The 14423-nt window shown below is 65.2% G+C and carries 26 protein-coding genes and 2 pseudogenes; all 28 read left to right on the forward strand.

What is annotated here, in order from left to right; all coding sequences use genetic code 11:
• Window positions 1-141: pseudogene (tuf, locus tag VF194_RS16745) on the forward strand (elongation factor Tu); the annotation flags it as partial.
• A 43-nt stretch (window positions 142-184) separates the two neighbouring features.
• A complete protein-coding gene (rpsJ, locus tag VF194_RS16750; protein WP_330892336.1) occupies window positions 185-493 on the forward strand; it encodes a 30S ribosomal protein S10 in 309 nt (102 codons plus the stop codon).
• Window positions 494-506: 13 nt separating this feature from the next.
• A complete protein-coding gene (gene rplC / locus VF194_RS16755) occupies window positions 507-1238 on the forward strand; it encodes a 50S ribosomal protein L3 (RefSeq protein ID WP_330892337.1) in 732 nt (243 codons plus the stop codon).
• Between the two features lie 5 nt (window positions 1239-1243).
• Window positions 1244-1864, forward strand: a complete 621-nt coding sequence (gene rplD, locus VF194_RS16760) for a 50S ribosomal protein L4 (protein WP_330892338.1) — start codon at window positions 1244-1246, stop codon at window positions 1862-1864.
• Complete coding sequence (locus tag VF194_RS16765; RefSeq protein WP_330892339.1) at window positions 1861-2184, forward strand: 50S ribosomal protein L23; 324 nt, start codon at window positions 1861-1863, stop codon at window positions 2182-2184. The genes rplD and VF194_RS16765 overlap by 4 nt, the downstream gene beginning before the upstream one ends.
• Before the next feature lie 8 nt (window positions 2185-2192).
• Window positions 2193-3020: a 50S ribosomal protein L2 gene (gene rplB / locus VF194_RS16770; RefSeq protein ID WP_330892340.1), complete on the forward strand. Its 828-nt coding sequence runs from the start codon at window positions 2193-2195 to the stop codon at window positions 3018-3020.
• Between the two features lie 12 nt (window positions 3021-3032).
• Window positions 3033-3317 carry a 30S ribosomal protein S19 gene (rpsS, locus tag VF194_RS16775; RefSeq protein WP_330892341.1) on the forward strand — a complete coding sequence of 95 codons (285 nt, stop codon included), beginning with the start codon at window positions 3033-3035 and terminating at the stop codon, window positions 3315-3317.
• Complete coding sequence (rplV, locus tag VF194_RS16780) at window positions 3317-3712, forward strand: 50S ribosomal protein L22 (protein ID WP_330892342.1); 396 nt, start codon at window positions 3317-3319, stop codon at window positions 3710-3712. Before rpsS ends, rplV begins: the two co-directional genes overlap by 1 nt.
• Complete coding sequence (rpsC, locus tag VF194_RS16785) at window positions 3712-4389, forward strand: 30S ribosomal protein S3 (protein WP_330892343.1); 678 nt, start codon at window positions 3712-3714, stop codon at window positions 4387-4389. The genes rplV and rpsC overlap by 1 nt, the downstream gene beginning before the upstream one ends.
• A 24-nt stretch (window positions 4390-4413) precedes the next feature.
• Window positions 4414-4827, forward strand: a complete 414-nt coding sequence (rplP, locus tag VF194_RS16790) for a 50S ribosomal protein L16 (RefSeq protein WP_330892344.1) — start codon at window positions 4414-4416, stop codon at window positions 4825-4827.
• A gap of 11 nt (window positions 4828-4838) precedes the next feature.
• Window positions 4839-5036 carry a 50S ribosomal protein L29 gene (gene rpmC, locus VF194_RS16795; RefSeq protein ID WP_330892345.1) on the forward strand — a complete coding sequence of 66 codons (198 nt, stop codon included), beginning with the start codon at window positions 4839-4841 and terminating at the stop codon, window positions 5034-5036.
• A gap of 16 nt (window positions 5037-5052) precedes the next feature.
• Window positions 5053-5301 (forward strand): 30S ribosomal protein S17, encoded by a 249-nt coding sequence (rpsQ, locus tag VF194_RS16800; protein ID WP_330892346.1) that lies wholly within the window; start codon window positions 5053-5055, stop codon window positions 5299-5301.
• Between the two features lie 31 nt (window positions 5302-5332).
• The gene (gene rplN / locus VF194_RS16805) at window positions 5333-5701 is read left to right on the forward strand and encodes a 50S ribosomal protein L14 (protein ID WP_330892347.1); all 369 of its coding nucleotides are present in this window, start codon (window positions 5333-5335) and stop codon (window positions 5699-5701) included.
• Window positions 5701-6024, forward strand: coding sequence for a 50S ribosomal protein L24 (gene rplX, locus VF194_RS16810; RefSeq protein WP_330892348.1), 324 nt, complete (start codon window positions 5701-5703; stop codon window positions 6022-6024). The genes rplN and rplX overlap by 1 nt, the downstream gene beginning before the upstream one ends.
• Before the next feature lie 5 nt (window positions 6025-6029).
• Window positions 6030-6572: a 50S ribosomal protein L5 gene (gene rplE, locus VF194_RS16815; protein ID WP_330892543.1), complete on the forward strand. Its 543-nt coding sequence runs from the start codon at window positions 6030-6032 to the stop codon at window positions 6570-6572.
• 25 nt (window positions 6573-6597) lie between these two features.
• Window positions 6598-6903 carry a 30S ribosomal protein S14 gene (gene rpsN / locus VF194_RS16820; protein ID WP_330892349.1) on the forward strand — a complete coding sequence of 102 codons (306 nt, stop codon included), beginning with the start codon at window positions 6598-6600 and terminating at the stop codon, window positions 6901-6903.
• Between the two features lie 17 nt (window positions 6904-6920).
• On the forward strand, window positions 6921-7319 hold the full coding sequence (gene rpsH / locus VF194_RS16825; RefSeq protein WP_330892350.1) for a 30S ribosomal protein S8: 399 nt from the start codon (window positions 6921-6923) through the stop codon (window positions 7317-7319).
• A 17-nt stretch (window positions 7320-7336) separates the two neighbouring features.
• Window positions 7337-7873, forward strand: a complete 537-nt coding sequence (rplF, locus tag VF194_RS16830) for a 50S ribosomal protein L6 (RefSeq protein WP_330892351.1) — start codon at window positions 7337-7339, stop codon at window positions 7871-7873.
• A gap of 2 nt (window positions 7874-7875) precedes the next feature.
• Window positions 7876-8244, forward strand: a complete 369-nt coding sequence (gene rplR, locus VF194_RS16835) for a 50S ribosomal protein L18 (protein WP_330892352.1) — start codon at window positions 7876-7878, stop codon at window positions 8242-8244.
• Between the two features lie 38 nt (window positions 8245-8282).
• Window positions 8283-8873 (forward strand): 30S ribosomal protein S5, encoded by a 591-nt coding sequence (gene rpsE / locus VF194_RS16840; RefSeq protein ID WP_330892353.1) that lies wholly within the window; start codon window positions 8283-8285, stop codon window positions 8871-8873.
• 6 nt (window positions 8874-8879) lie between these two features.
• Window positions 8880-9086, forward strand: coding sequence for a 50S ribosomal protein L30 (rpmD, locus tag VF194_RS16845; protein ID WP_330892354.1), 207 nt, complete (start codon window positions 8880-8882; stop codon window positions 9084-9086).
• A 40-nt stretch (window positions 9087-9126) separates the two neighbouring features.
• Window positions 9127-9600: pseudogene (rplO, locus tag VF194_RS16850) on the forward strand (50S ribosomal protein L15); the annotation flags it as partial.
• A gap of 134 nt (window positions 9601-9734) precedes the next feature.
• Window positions 9735-11075 (forward strand): preprotein translocase subunit SecY, encoded by a 1341-nt coding sequence (gene secY, locus VF194_RS16855; RefSeq protein ID WP_330892356.1) that lies wholly within the window; start codon window positions 9735-9737, stop codon window positions 11073-11075.
• 32 nt (window positions 11076-11107) lie between these two features.
• The gene (locus VF194_RS16860) at window positions 11108-11770 is read left to right on the forward strand and encodes an adenylate kinase (RefSeq protein WP_330892357.1); all 663 of its coding nucleotides are present in this window, start codon (window positions 11108-11110) and stop codon (window positions 11768-11770) included.
• A 190-nt stretch (window positions 11771-11960) separates the two neighbouring features.
• Complete coding sequence (gene rpsM, locus VF194_RS16865; protein WP_330892358.1) at window positions 11961-12341, forward strand: 30S ribosomal protein S13; 381 nt, start codon at window positions 11961-11963, stop codon at window positions 12339-12341.
• Window positions 12342-12365: 24 nt separating this feature from the next.
• Complete coding sequence (rpsK, locus tag VF194_RS16870) at window positions 12366-12773, forward strand: 30S ribosomal protein S11 (RefSeq protein ID WP_330892359.1); 408 nt, start codon at window positions 12366-12368, stop codon at window positions 12771-12773.
• Window positions 12774-12863: 90 nt separating this feature from the next.
• A complete protein-coding gene (locus tag VF194_RS16875) occupies window positions 12864-13886 on the forward strand; it encodes a DNA-directed RNA polymerase subunit alpha (RefSeq protein ID WP_330892360.1) in 1023 nt (340 codons plus the stop codon).
• Between the two features lie 29 nt (window positions 13887-13915).
• The gene (gene rplQ, locus VF194_RS16880) at window positions 13916-14356 is read left to right on the forward strand and encodes a 50S ribosomal protein L17 (RefSeq protein WP_330892361.1); all 441 of its coding nucleotides are present in this window, start codon (window positions 13916-13918) and stop codon (window positions 14354-14356) included.
• Window positions 14357-14423: the final 67 nt, after the last annotated feature.

Genomic DNA, 14423 nt, shown 5'->3' on the forward strand with positions numbered 1-14423 from the left:
GAGATGGTGATGCCGGGCGACAACGTGACGATGGAGGTGCACCTGATCGCCCCCATCGCCATGGACGAGGGCCTGCGCTTCGCCATCCGCGAGGGCGGCCGCACCGTCGGCGCCGGCGTCGTCGCCAAAATCATCGAGTAGTCGCAAACCAGGGGTGCCGGACGCGGCAACACGGAGATAGACAATGGTTAACCAGAGCATCCGCATCCGGTTGAAGGCGTTCGACCATCGCGTGCTCGATCAGTCGACGAGCGAAATCGTCAACACGGCCAAGCGCACCGGCGCCCAGGTCCGTGGGCCGATTCCGCTGCCGACGAACATCGAACGGTTCACGGTCAACCGCAGCCCCCACATCGACAAGAAGAGCCGCGAGCAGTTCGAGATCCGGACTCATCGCCGCCTTCTCGACATCGTCGACCCGACGCCGCAGACCGTGGACGCGCTGATGAAGCTCGACCTCGCCGCCGGCGTCGACGTGGAAATCAAGCTCTAAGGGACGTTGCGTCATGCGCACCGGAGTCATCGCACGGAAGCTGGGCATGACCCGCCTCTTCGACGAGGCGGGCTCGCATGTGCCCGTGACCGTGCTGAAGCTCGATAACTGCCAGGTCGTCGCCGTGCGCACGGCCGAGAAGGACGGCTACACCGCGGTTCAGCTCGGCGTGGGCAAGGCGAAGGTGAAGAACGTCGGCAAGCCCATGCGCGGCCACTTCGCGAAGGCGAAGGTGGAGCCGAAGCGCAAGCTGGCCGAGTTCCGCGTTTCGCCCGACGCGCTGCTCGAGGTGGGGTCGGAAATCACGGCCGCGCACTACGTGCCTGGTCAGTTCGTCGATGTTTCGGGCATCACGATCGGCAAGGGCTTCGCCGGCGCGATGAAGCGGTGGAACTTCCGCGGCCTCGAAGCCTCGCACGGCGTATCGATCAGCCATCGTTCGCACGGCTCGACCGGCGGTCGTCAGGATCCCGGCCGGACCTTCAAGAACAAGAAGATGGCCGGTCATTACGGCGCCGAGCGCGTCACGACCCAGAACCTGAAGGTCGTCGCGACCGATGTCGAGCGTGGGCTCATCATGGTGAAGGGCGCCGTGCCCGGCGCATCGGGCGGCTACGTGCTGGTCACCGATGCGGTGAAGCGCAAGCTGCCCAAGGACGCGCCGATGCCGGCCGCGATCCGCAAGGTCGAGGCGGGAGCTCCCGAGGCGGGCGCTCCGGCGGCGGCCGAGGGCAACAAGGAATAACGACGATGAAAGTCGCGGTTACGACCCTCGATAACAAGAAGGCCGGCGAGATCGAGCTCGCCGACGACGTGTTCGGTCTGCCTTCGCGGCCCGACATCCTGGCGCGCATGGTGCGTTGGCAGCTGGCGAAGCGCCAGCAGGGCACGCACGACACCAAGGAGATCGGCGAGATCTCCGGCGGCGGCCGCAAGCCGTGGCGCCAGAAGGGCACCGGCCGGGCCCGCCAGGGCTCGACGCGCAGCCCGCAGTGGCGCAAGGGTGCGGTCATCTTCGGCCCGACGCCGCGCAGCCATGCCTTCGACCTGCCGAAGAAGGTGCGCAAGCTCGCGCTCAAGACGGCTCTTTCGGTCAAGTGCGCCGACGGCAAGCTCGTCGTGCTCGACGGCGTCGACGCGGCGCCGCCGAAGACCAAGGAGCTCGCGAAGCGTTTTGCCGATCTCGGCTGGTCGTCGGTGCTGTTCATCGACGGGCCGACGGTCGACGAGAAGTTCGCGAGAGCGGCCCGTAACATTCCCGGCGTCGACGTCCTGCCGCAGCAGGGCGCCAACGTTTTCGACATTCTCCGCCGCGACACGCTGGTCTTGACCCGTGCGGCGGTTCAGCACCTGGAGGCGCGACTGAAATGAGCGCGGCCAAGGCGAAGAAGCCGAACCTGAGCAAGGACGAGCTCTACGACGTCATCCTGTCGCCCGTCATCACGGAAAAGGCGACGATGGGTTCGCAGTACAACCAGGTGACCTTCAAGGTCCGCACCGACGCGACCAAGCCGCTGATCAAGGCGGCCGTCGAAGGTCTGTTCAACGTCAAGGTCAAGGCGGTGAACACGATCAACGTCCGCGGCAAGGTCAAGCGCTTCCGCGGCCATGTCGGCCAGCGGTCGGATTACAAGAAGGCGATCGTGTCGCTGGCCGAAGGCCATTCGATCGACGTCACCACGGGGATCTGAGGCGGATCATGGCACTCAAGCAGTTCAAGCCGGTGACGCCGTCGTTGCGTTCGGTCGTTCTGATCGACCGCAGTGACCTGTACAAGGGCCGGCCGGTCAAGAGCCTGACGGAAGGCAAGCCCAAGACGGGCGGCCGCAACAATGCCGGCCGCATCACGACGCGCCATCACGGTGGCGGCCACAAGCGCCTCTACCGGATCATCGACTTCAAGCGTCGCAAGTTCGATGTCGAGGGCACGGTGGAGCGGATCGAGTACGATCCCAACCGGACCGCGTTCATCGCGCTCGTGCGCTACAGCGACGGCGAGCAGTCTTACATCCTGGCGCCGCAGCGCCTCGCCCCGGGCGACAAGGTCGTCTCCGGCGAGCGGGTCGACATCCGTCCCGGCAATGCGCTGCCGATGCGCAACATCCCGGTCGGCACGATCATCCACAACGTGGAGCTGAAGCCGGGTCGCGGCGGGCAGCTCGCGCGTTCCGCCGGCACGTTCGTGCAGCTGGTCGGCAAGGACCAGGGTTTCGCGCTGCTGCGGCTCGCCTCGGGCGAGGTTCGCCGCGTTCCGGCGGAGTGCCTGGCCACGATCGGCGCCGTGTCGAATCCGGACCAGCAGAACCAGTCGATGGGCAAGGCGGGCCGCAACCGGTGGAAGGGATGGCGTCCCACCGTTCGCGGCACGGCGATGAACCCGGTCGACCATCCTCTCGGCGGCGGCGAAGGCCGCACCAAGGGCGGCCGTCACCCGGTCTCGCCGTGGGGCAAGCCGACCAAGGGTTACAAGACACGCCACAACAAGGCGACGGACCGCTACATCGTCCGCCGCCGGAACGCGAAATAAACGGAGACTGTCGTGGCACGTTCGGTTTGGAAGGGTCCGTTCGTCGACGGATACCTGTTGAAGAAGGCGGAGAAGGCGCGGGCAAGCGGCCGCAACGAGATCATCAAGATCTGGTCGCGTCGTTCGACCATCCTGCCGCAATTCGTCGGACTGACCTTCGGCGTGTACAACGGGCACAAGTTCCTGCCCGTGCTCGTCACCGAGAACATGGTCGGCCACAAATTCGGCGAGTTTGCACCGACACGGACCTTCCATGGCCACACCGCGGCCGACAAGACGGCCAAGAGGGGTGACTGATGAGCAAGCAAGCGCGCGAGCGCCGTCTCAAGGATAACGAGGCGCAGGCCGTTGCCCGCGCCATTCGGGTCAGTCCGCGCAAGCTCAACCTCGTCGCGGCACTGATTCGCGGGAAGGATGCGAGCAAGGCGCTCGCGGACCTCACTTTCTCGAAGCGTCGGATCGCCGGCACCGTGAAGAAGGTCCTGCAGGCCGCCATCGCCAACGCCGAGAACAACCACCAGCTCGACGTCGACCGGCTCTACGTCGCCGAGGCGCATGTCGGCAAGGCGTTCCAGATGCGCCGGTTCCATGCGCGCGGCCGCGGCCGCGCCGCGGGTATCGTGAAGCCGTTCAGCCATTTGACCGTGATCGTGCGCGAGCGCGAGGAGCGGCAAGCCGGGGAGACCGCGTAATGGGTCAGAAAGTCAATCCGATCGGCCTCAGGATCGGAATCAACCGGACCTGGGACTCGCGCTGGTTCGCGGATGCGGATTATGCGCGGCTCCTGCACGAGGACATCAAGCTTCGCCAGTTCCTGGGCGAGCGTCTGGCCCAGGCGGGCGTGTCGCGGATCGTCATCGAGCGGCCGGCGAAGAAGGCGCGGGTTACCATCCATACCGCCCGCCCGGGCGTGGTGATCGGCAAGAAGGGCGCCGACATCGAGAAGCTGCGGAGCGACCTCGCCAAGATGACGAACGGCGAGGTGAGCCTGAACATCGTCGAGATCCGCAAGCCGGAGCTCGATGCCAAGCTCATCGCCGAGAACATCGCGCAGCAGCTCGAGCGGCGCGTCGCGTTCCGTCGCGCCATGAAGCGGGCGGTGCAGTCGGCGATGCGTCTTGGCGCCCAGGGCATCCGGATCAACTGCAGCGGACGACTCGGCGGGGCCGAGATCGCGCGGGTCGAGTGGTATCGCGAGGGGCGTGTGCCGCTGCATACGCTGCGCGCCGATATCGACTATGGCATCGCGACCGCGAAGACGACCTATGGCACCTGCGGCGTGAAGGTCTGGGTGTTCAAGGGCGAGATCCTGGCCCATGACCCGATGGCGCAGGACAAGCGCGCGGCCGAGCAGGCACCGGCCCGCTGACGCTTTGATCGAGGAACACTGACGATGCTTTCGCCAAAGCGCACGAAATACCGCAAGGCCCACAAGGGCCGGATCCACGGCCTCGCCAAGGGCGGTACGACGCTCAACTTCGGGGCCTACGGACTCAAGGCGCTCGAGCCCGACCGGATCACCGCCCGCCAGATCGAGGCGGCGCGCCGTACGATCACGCGCCATCTCAAGCGCGAGGGTCGCGTCTGGATCCGCATCTTCCCGGACGTGCCCGTCTCGGTGAAGCCGGCGGAGGTTCGCATGGGATCGGGCAAGGGGTCGCCGGAGTACTGGATCTGCCGCGTCAAGCCGGGCCGGATCCTGTTCGAGATCGACGGCGTGTCGCGCGCGGTCGCCGAGGAAGCGTTCACGCTGGCGGCCGCGAAGCTCCCGATCAAGACCCGGATCGTCTCCCGGATCGGCGAGTGAGGAGGGTTACGATGAAGGCTTCCGACATTCGCGCCAAGACGACCGACGAGCTCAAGAGCCAGCTGTCCGACCTGCGGAAGGAGCAGTTCAACCTGCGCTTCCAGCGCGCAAGCGGACAGCTCGAGAACACCAGCCGCGTGCGCGAGGTGCGCCGTGACATCGCGCGCATCCTGACCGTGCTCAGCGAGCGCCAGCGCGCGGCTTCGTAAGGAAGAGAGACGAACAATGCCCAGGCGCGTCCTGCAAGGAGTGGTTACGAGCGACGTCAACGAGAAGACCGTCACGGTCCTCGTCGAGCGGCGCTTCATGCACCCGATCTACAAGAAGTTCATCGTGCGCTCGAAGAAGTACCTGGCGCACGACGAGAGCAATAAGGTGAAGGTGGGCGACAAGGTTCGCATCCGCGAATGCCGCCCGATATCGAAGCGGAAGCGGTGGGAAGTGATCACCGACTCCGCCGAGGCAAAGGCGTGAGCGCCAGGTTCAAGGGAAGGACGATATTGCCATGATCCAGATGCGCACCAATCTGGACGTTGCCGACAACTCCGGCGCGCGCCGCGTCCAATGCATCAAGGTTCTCGGCGGCTCGAAGCGCAAGACCGCATCGATCGGCGACGTGATCGTCGTCTCCGTCAAGGAGGCGATCCCGCGGGGACGCGTGAAGAAGGGGGACGTGCACAAGGCGGTGATCGTCCGCACGTCGAAGGAGATCCGCCGTCAGGACGGATCGGCCGTCAAGTTCGACCGCAACGCCGCCGTCCTCATCAACAAGGAAGGCGAGCCGATCGGTACCCGTATCTTCGGGCCCGTCACGCGCGAGCTGCGCTCGAAGGGTTACATGAAGATCATCAGCCTTGCGCCTGAGGTGTTGTGATGACGCAGCCGAAGCTGAAGATCAGGAAGGGCGACAACGTCATCGTCATCTCCGGCCGCGACCGGGGCAAGACCGGTACCGTGCTGAAGGTCATGCCCGTCGAGAACCGCGTCGTCGTGCAGGGGGTGAACGTGGTGAAGCGTCACATGCGGCCGCGGCCGGGACATCCGGGCGGCATCGTGGAGAAGGAGCTTCCCATCCACGTGTCGAACGTTGCGCATATCGACCCCAAAGACCAGAAGCCGACCCGGGTCGGCTACAAGATCGTCGATGGCCGCAAGGTGCGCTTTGCACGCCGGTCCGGCGAGCTGATTGATCGGTGAAAGCCATGGCGACGCGCTTGCAAGAGTACTACGAGCAGAAGATCCGGCCGCAGCTGATGGAGCAGTTCAAGTACAAGAATCGCTTCCAGGTGCCGCGGCTGGAAAAGATCGTCGTCAACATGGGCGTGGGCGAGGCTGCGCACGACCAGAAGAAGATGGACGCCGCCGTCGCCGACCTGATGGCGATCACCGGCCAGAAGCCGGCGATCGCGCGGGCACGCAAGGCCATCGCCAACTTCAAGCTGCGCCGCGGCCTGCCGATCGGCTGCAAGGTGACGCTGCGCGGTGCGCGGATGTACGAGTTCCTCGATCGCCTGGTCAACATCGCGTTGCCGCGCGTTCGCGACTTCCGCGGGCTGTCGGGCCGGAGCTTCGATGGCCGCGGCAACTACTCGCTCGGCCTCAAGGAACAGATCGTGTTTCCCGAGATCAACTACGACAAGATCGACGCGATCCGGGGAATGGACATCATCATCGTGACGACTGCGAAGACGAATGAGGAGGCGAAAGCTCTCCTCAAGGGCTTCAACATGCCTTTCCTCAGCTAATTTTCCGGAAAGCAGGATCCATCACATGGCCAAGAAGAGTGCCATCGAAAAGAACAAGCGCCGCGAGCGGCTCGCGAAGCAGTACGCTGCCAAGCGCGAGAAGCTGAAGGCGATCGCGAACAACCGCGAACTTCCGATGGAGGAACGGTTCGCCGCGCGTCTGAAGCTCGCGAAGCTGCCGCGCAATTCGGCGCCGTCGCGGGTACGCCTGCGCTGCGAGCTGACGGGCCGTCCGCGCGCCAACTACCGCAAGTTCAAGCTGTCGCGTATCGCGCTGCGGGAGCTGGCTTCGACCGGCCAGATCCCGGGCATGGTCAAGGCGAGCTGGTGAGGTAAGGAGTTCTGGATATGGCGATGAGCGATCCTTTGGGCGATATGCTGACGCGCATCCGGAACGGTCAGGTGGCGGGTCAGTCGACCGTCGTTTGCCCGGCCTCCAAGCTGCGTAAGAATGTGCTCGACGTCCTCCAGCGCGAGGGTTACATCCGCGGTTACTCCTGGGCGGAGCGCCGGCGCGGCGTCGCGGAGTTCACGATCGAGCTCAAGTACCACGAGGGGGCGCCGGTGATCCGCGAGATCACCCGGGTTTCGAAGCCCGGGCGGCGCGTCTATTCGAAGATCAAGGACCTCGGCAAGGTCGCCGGCGGTCTCGGCATCTCGATTCTGTCCACGCCGCAGGGCGTGATGTCGGACAGCGAGGCGCGCGCGGCCAATGTCGGCGGTGAAGTGCTCTGCCGGGTGTTCTAAGCAAGGCGAAGGTCATTATGTCCCGTATCGGCAAACAGCCCGTCGCCATCCCGAGCGGCGTCAACGTCGAGATCGCCGGCCAGATGGTTACCGCGACCGGCAAGCTCGGTAAGCAGTCGCTGTACGTGCATCCCGAGATCGCCGTCGCCAAGGAGGACTCCCGGATCGTGCTCACCCCGCGTTCGATGTCGAAGCGGGCGCGTGCGCTCTGGGGAACCAATCGGGCACTGCTCAACAATCTGATCACCGGCGTCTCGAAGGGGTTCAACGTCAATCTCGAGATCAACGGCGTGGGCTATCGCGCGTCCGTGCAGGGCAAGAACCTGAACCTGCAGCTCGGTTTCAGTCACGACGTCGTCTATCCGATCCCGGAAGGAGTGACGATCAAAGTCGGCGACCGGCAGGCCTCGCTTTCGGTCTCGGGCATGGACAAGCGGCTGGTCGGCCAGGTTGCGGCGGAGATCCGGGCGTTCCGCAAGCCGGAGCCGTACAAGGGCAAGGGCATCAAGTACGAAACCGAGACGATCCGGCGTAAGGAAGGCAAGAAGAAATAGCCATGTCCAAGGAAAAGTCGAAGGCGCTGTTCGAGCGCCGTCAGAAGCGTTCACGGGCAAGCCTCCGCCGCAAGTCGGCGGGGCGGCTGCGGCTGTCGGTCTTCCGTTCGTCGAAGCACATCTACGCGCAGATCATCGACGACACGAAGGGGACCACGCTCGTCGCGGCATCGACGCTGGATTCGGATCTGAAGGGCAAGCTCAAGACCGGCGCGGACGTATCGGCCGCGAAGGAGGTCGGGCGGCTTCTGGCCGACCGTGCGGTGAAGGCCGGCGTCAAGGAGGTCGTGTTCGACCGCGGCGGCTACATCTATCACGGTCGCGTCAAGGCACTGGCCGACGGGGCGCGCGAGGGCGGCCTGTCGTTCTGATCGGCAACAATCGAAGTTTACGCCAAGGAAATCACGCAATGGCACGTGGACAAGCCGCGGAGCGTACCGGAGGACGGCGGGGCGACAGCGACCGCGCCGGGCGCGAGGACCGCGAAGTCGAGCTGATCGAGAAGCTGGTCAGCATCAACCGGGTCGCAAAGGTGGTGAAGGGTGGTCGCCGTTTCGGCTTCGCGGCCATTGTCGTCGTCGGCGACGGCAAGGGGCGTGCGGGTTATGGCACCGGCAAGGCCCGCGAGGTGCCCGAAGCGATCCGTAAGGCCACCGACCAGGCGAAGCGCAACATGGTGCGCATTCCGCTGCGCGAGGGGCGCACGCTGCACCATGACGGCTATGGCCACTTCGGCTCGGGCAAGGTGGTGCTGCGGTCGGCGAAGCCCGGCACGGGGATCATCGCCGGCGGCCCGATGCGTGCGGTTCTCGAGTCGCTCGGACTGCAGGACGTGGTCGCGAAGTCGGTCGGGTCGAGCAATCCGCACAACATGATCAAGGCGACCTTCGCGGCGCTCACGGCGATGGCGAGCCCGCGTGCCGTCGCGGCGAAGCGCGGCAAGAAGGTCAGCGACATCATTGGCCGGCGCGAAGGCGAAGCGGCCGCGGCGCGGGAGTAATCGGCGATGGCGAAGGCGAATTCCGGTGGCGGCAAGGTCATCCGCGTGACGCAGATCGGAAGCCCGATCGGCCGCAAGGCGGATCAGCGCCAGACCCTGATCGGTCTCGGGCTCAACAAGCGTCATCGTACCCGCGAGCTGCAGGACACGTCGGCAGTCCGTGGTATGATCAACAAGGTGCGCCATCTCGTGCGCGTCGAAGAGGCAGGCTGAGCGGAATTCCGCTTCCGCGATCGGCCGGGGAACTGAGATCATGAAGCTCAACGAAATTCGCGACAATCGTGGCGCCCGCCAGGCGCGCAAGCGGGTCGGCCGCGGCATCGGCTCCGGGCTCGGCAAGACGTCGGGGCGCGGCGGCAAGGGCCAGACGGCGCGCTCGGGTGTGGCTCTCAACGGCTTCGAGGGCGGCCAGACCCCGCTTTATCGGCGCCTGCCCAAGCGCGGCTTCAACAACGTGTTCCGCCGCGATTTCCAGGAACTTAACCTCGATCAGCTGCAGCGCGCGATCAACGACAAGAAGCTTGCGGCCGATCAAACGATCACGGCCGAACGCCTGGTCGAGAGCGGCGTTATCCGTCGTGCGCGGGACGGAGTCAGGCTGCTCGGTGACGGCCGGGACAAGTTCACGGCCAAGGTGACGATCGAGGTCGCCGGCGCGTCCAAGTCGGCGGTCGAGGCGGTCGAGAAGGCGGGCGGCAAGGTCGTCGTTCTGCCGGCCGTCCGCGAGAACGTGGCGAAGGCCGCTGCCGCCCGCAAGGAGCGTCGGGCGAAGCGTGCCGAGAAAAATGCGAAGTCTACAGGCAAGAAGGCCGAGTAGCCGGCTGCCTGAGACTTGTCCCGCGATAGAGGTTTGACTCGACGATGGCATCCGCTGCCGAGCAGCTCGCAGCTTCGCTCAACTTCGGCGCTTTCGCGAAGGCGACCGAACTCAAGAAACGAATCTGGTTCACGCTCGGCGCGCTGATCGTCTACCGGCTCGGCTCGTACATCCCGATTCCGGGTATCGATCCGGCGATCCTGGCCGAGCTGTTCAACCAGCAGCGCGGCGGCATCCTGGGCATGTTCGACATGTTCTCGGGCGGTGCGCTCGGGCGCATGACGATCTTCGCGCTCAACATCATGCCGTACATCTCGGCGGCCATCATCATTCAGCTGATGTCCGCCGTGTCGCCGACCCTCGAGGCCCTCAAGAAAGAGGGCGAGGTGGGCCGCAAGAAGCTCAATCAGTACACGCGCTACCTGACCGTGTTCCTGGCGATGTTCCAGTCCTACGGCATCGCCGTGGGGCTCGAGGCGATGCGCGGCTCGACGGGCAGCGCCGTGATCGACCCCGGTCTGTTCTTCCGCCTGACGACGGTGATCACGCTCACCGGCGGCACGATCTTTCTGATGTGGCTCGGCGAGCAGATCACGGCGCGCGGCATCGGCAACGGCACGTCGCTGATCATCTTCGCCGGTATCGTTGCCAACCTGCCGACGGCGCTGGCCGCGACGCTCGAGCTCGGTCGCACCGGCGCACTGTCGACCTTCTTCATCATCGTGCTACTGGTCGGCTCGATCCTCGTGGTCACCGGCATCGTGTTCATTGAGCGGGCCCAGCGCCGGATCATCGTGCAGTATCCGAAGCGGCAGGTCGGCAACAAGATGTTCGGCGGCGAGGCGTCGCACCTGCCGCTCAAGATCAACACCTCCGGCGTCATTCCGCCGATTTTCGCAAGCTCGCTGCTGCTACTGCCGCTCACCTTCGCCAATTTCACGACCGAGGCGGGCGGATGGCTGGCCGAGATCACGGCGCGGCTCGCGCACGGGCAGCCGCTCTACATGATCCTGTACGTGCTGCTGATCGTGTTCTTCGCGTTCTTCTATACGGCCGTGGTCTTCAACCCGGCCGAGACCGCGGACAACCTGCGCAAGTACGGCGGCTTCATCCCGGGCATCCGGCCCGGCAAGAACACGGCGGATTACCTGGATTACGTCCTCACACGCCTGACGGTCATTGGTGCGATTTACCTGTCGGTCGTCTGCATCCTGCCGGAGTGGCTGATCTCGCACTATGCGGTGCCGTTCTATTTCGGCGGCACCTCGCTGCTGATCGTAGTCAGCGTGACGATGGATACGGTTGCGCAGATCCACTCCCATCTGCTTGCGCACCAGTACGAGGGACTCATCAAGAAGGCCAAGCTTCGCGGACGCCGCGGCTGATCCGGCGAACGCGGTGATGAAGCGGAGACGCGATGAACATCGTGCTACTGGGCCCACCGGGGGCGGGAAAGGGAACGCAGGCGCGCCGCCTGCAGGATGAATACGGCTTGGTTCAGCTCTCGACCGGCGACATGCTGCGCGCGGCGGTCGCCGCCGGTACGCCGGTCGGACAGCAGGCGAAGTCGATCATGGACGCCGGCAAGCTGGTCCCCGACGAGCTGATCGTGGCCATGATTGCCGACCGTATAAGCCAGCCCGACGTGAAGAACGGCTTCATTCTTGACGGTTTCCCGCGCACGGTCCCGCAGGCCGAGGCGCTCGACCGCATGCTGGCCGACAAAGGCCTGAAGCTCGACCATGTCATCGAGATGAAGGTCGACGATCTGGCCCTCATCGACCGCATTTCGGGGCGTTTCACCTGCGCTAAGTGCGGGGCCGGGTATCACGAGCGCCATAAGCCGACCCAGCGGCCGGGGATCTGCGACGTTTGCGGTTCGACCGAGTTCACGCGCCGGGCCGACGACAATGCCGAGACGATGAAGACCCGCCTTGCCGCCTATCACGCCCAGACGGCGCCGATCCTGCCTTACTACCGGGCGAGGGGCGTGCTGAAGACGGTGGACGGGATGGCCCCGATCGACGAGGTCACGGCCCAGCTTAAAGCCATCCTGGGGCAGGCCCCCCGGTCCGCCTGAGGCCTTTGTGAACCCAAGGAAAAATCACGCAAATTTGCCGAAGAGGGTTGATTGACTTGAGACCGAATCCCCATATAATGCCGGCCCACTCGGTGGTACCGGAGCCACAGCGGGGCGCTCCGGTATTTTTGCATGCACCCAAATATTCGGACCTGAGGGTCTGACGAAAGCCGTCGCAAGGAGAAAACTCGTGGCGCGTATCGCTGGCGTCAATATTCCCACCAATAAGCGCGTCGTTATCGCGCTCCGTTACATTTATGGCATCGGTCCCACCAAGGCGCGCGAGATCTGCGAAAAGGTGGGCATCCCCGAGGCGAAGCGCGTCAACCAGCTGACGGATGACGAGGTGCTTCGCATTCGCGAGACGATCGACCGGGATTACGAGGTCGAAGGCGATCTGCGCCGGACGATCGCGATGAACATCAAGCGGCTGATGGACCTCGGCACCTATCGTGGCCTGCGCCACCGCAAGGGACTGCCGGTGCGCGGCCAGCGTACCCACACGAACGCCCGCACGCGCAAGGGCAAGGCCCGCCCGATCGCGGGCAAGAAGATGGCGACCAAGAAGTAAGCGAGTTCGAAGGGTCCTCAAGCCATGGCCAAAGCACAGGCTGCTTCCGCAGCAACCGTCCGCCCGCGCCGTCGCGAGCGCAAGAACATCACGTCCGGGGTGGCGCACGTGAACGCGACCTTCAACAACACGATGGTCACGATCACGGACGCGCAAGGCAACACGATCGCATGGTCCTCGGCCGGCACGCAGGGCTTCAAAGGGTCGCGCAAGTCGACCCCCTATGCCGCGCAGATGGCCGCCGAGGACGCCGGCCGCAAGGCGATGGAACACGGCGTGCGCACCCTCGAGGTCGAGGTGAAGGGGCCCGGAGCGGGTCGCGAGTCGGCGTTGCGCGCGCTGCAGGCCGTCGGATTCGTCATCACGTCGATCCGCGACGTCACGCCGATTCCGCACAACGGCTGCCGGCCGCCGAAGCGGCGCCGCGTCTGAGTTTTGCGCGGCCGCCGCGCCGGCGGCCGAACTTGTTGTACCGCGCGGCCCGCATATCGGGCGCGCCGCGATGTGGTGAGGGATAGACCCGTGGTTCAGATTCAGAAGAACTGGAAGGAGTTGATCAAGCCGGGCAAGCTCGACGTGCAGCCCGGCGACGATCCGAAGCGCGAGGCAACGATCGTCGCCGAGCCGCTGGAGCGCGGCTTCGGCCTGACGCTCGGCAACGCGCTGCGTCGCGTTCTGCTGTCGTCGCTGCAGGGTGCTGCGATCACCTCGATCAAGATCGACGGCGTGCTGCATGAATTCTCGTCGATTCCGGGCGTGCGCGAGGACGTCACCGACATCGTCCTGAACGTCAAAGCGATCGCGCTGCGCATGCACGGCGACGGACCGAAGCGCATTCACCTGCGCGCGACGGGCCCCGGCGAGGTGCGCGCCGGCCAGATCGAGACGGGCCATGACATCGAGATCATGAATCCCGATCTCGTCCTCTGCACGCTCGACGACGGCGCCAAGCTGTCGATGGAGATGACGGTCGAGACGGGCAAGGGCTACGTGCCCGGCAGCGCCAACCGCCCGGCCGATGCGCCGATCGGGCTCATCCCGGTCGATGCCCTGTTCAGCCCGGTGAAGAAGGTCGCCTACAAGGTCGAGAACACGCGCGTCGGCCAGGTCACGGACTACGACAAGCTGTCGATGCGGATCGAGACCAACGGCGCGGTGACGCCCGAGGACGCCGTGGCGCTTGCCGCGCGCATCCTCCAGGACCAGCTGCAGCTCTTCATCAATTTCGAGGAGCCGGTCGCGGAGAAGACGGAGGAGGCCGCCGCCGAGCTGCCGTTCAACAAGAACCTGCTGATGAAGGTCGACGAGCTCGAGCTGTCGGTCCGTTCGGCCAACTGCCTCAAGAACGACAACATCATCTACATCGGCGACCTCGTGCAGAAGACCGAGGCCGAGATGCTGCGGACGCCGAATTTCGGCCGCAAGTCGCTCAACGAGATCAAGGAAGTCCTCGCCCAGATGGGCCTGCATCTGGGGATGAAGATCCCGAATTGGCCGCCCGAGAACATCGAGGAACTGGCCAAGAAGCTCGAAGAGCCGTACTGAGCGCCGGTTACGAACGAGGAGTTTGAGTCATGCGTCACGGAGTGGCCGGCCGAAAGCTTGGCCGGACGACCAGCCACCGCAAGGCGACCCTTGCCAATATGGCGATGGCGCTCATCGAACACGAGCAGATCCGCACCACGCTGCCGAAGGCGAAGGAGCTGCGGCCGTTCGTCGAGAAGCTCATTACGTTGGGCAAGCGCGGCGGCCTCCACGCGCGCCGTCAGGCGCTCGCCGTCCTGCGCGATACCGAGCTGACGGCGAAGCTGTTCGGCCCGCTGGCCGAGCGTTACCGGCAGCGCAACGGCGGTTATACCCGGGTGCTGAAGGCCGGCATGCGCTACGGCGATGCCGCCGACATGGCCGTGATCGAGCTGGTCGATCGTGATCCGGCCGCGCGCGGCGCGGCCGATCGCGCGCGCCACGAGGCCGAGCAGAAGGCGAAGGCGGAGGCCGAAGCGACCGCGTCCTGACGCCGTCGCCAACCGTTTGATTTGGGTGATTTGGCGGGGGCGGTCCTCGAGGGCCGCCCCCGATCTC

Origin of the sequence: Ferrovibrio sp., from assembly GCF_036381655.1 — a bacterium.
GTDB lineage: Bacteria > Pseudomonadota > Alphaproteobacteria > Ferrovibrionales > Ferrovibrionaceae > Ferrovibrio.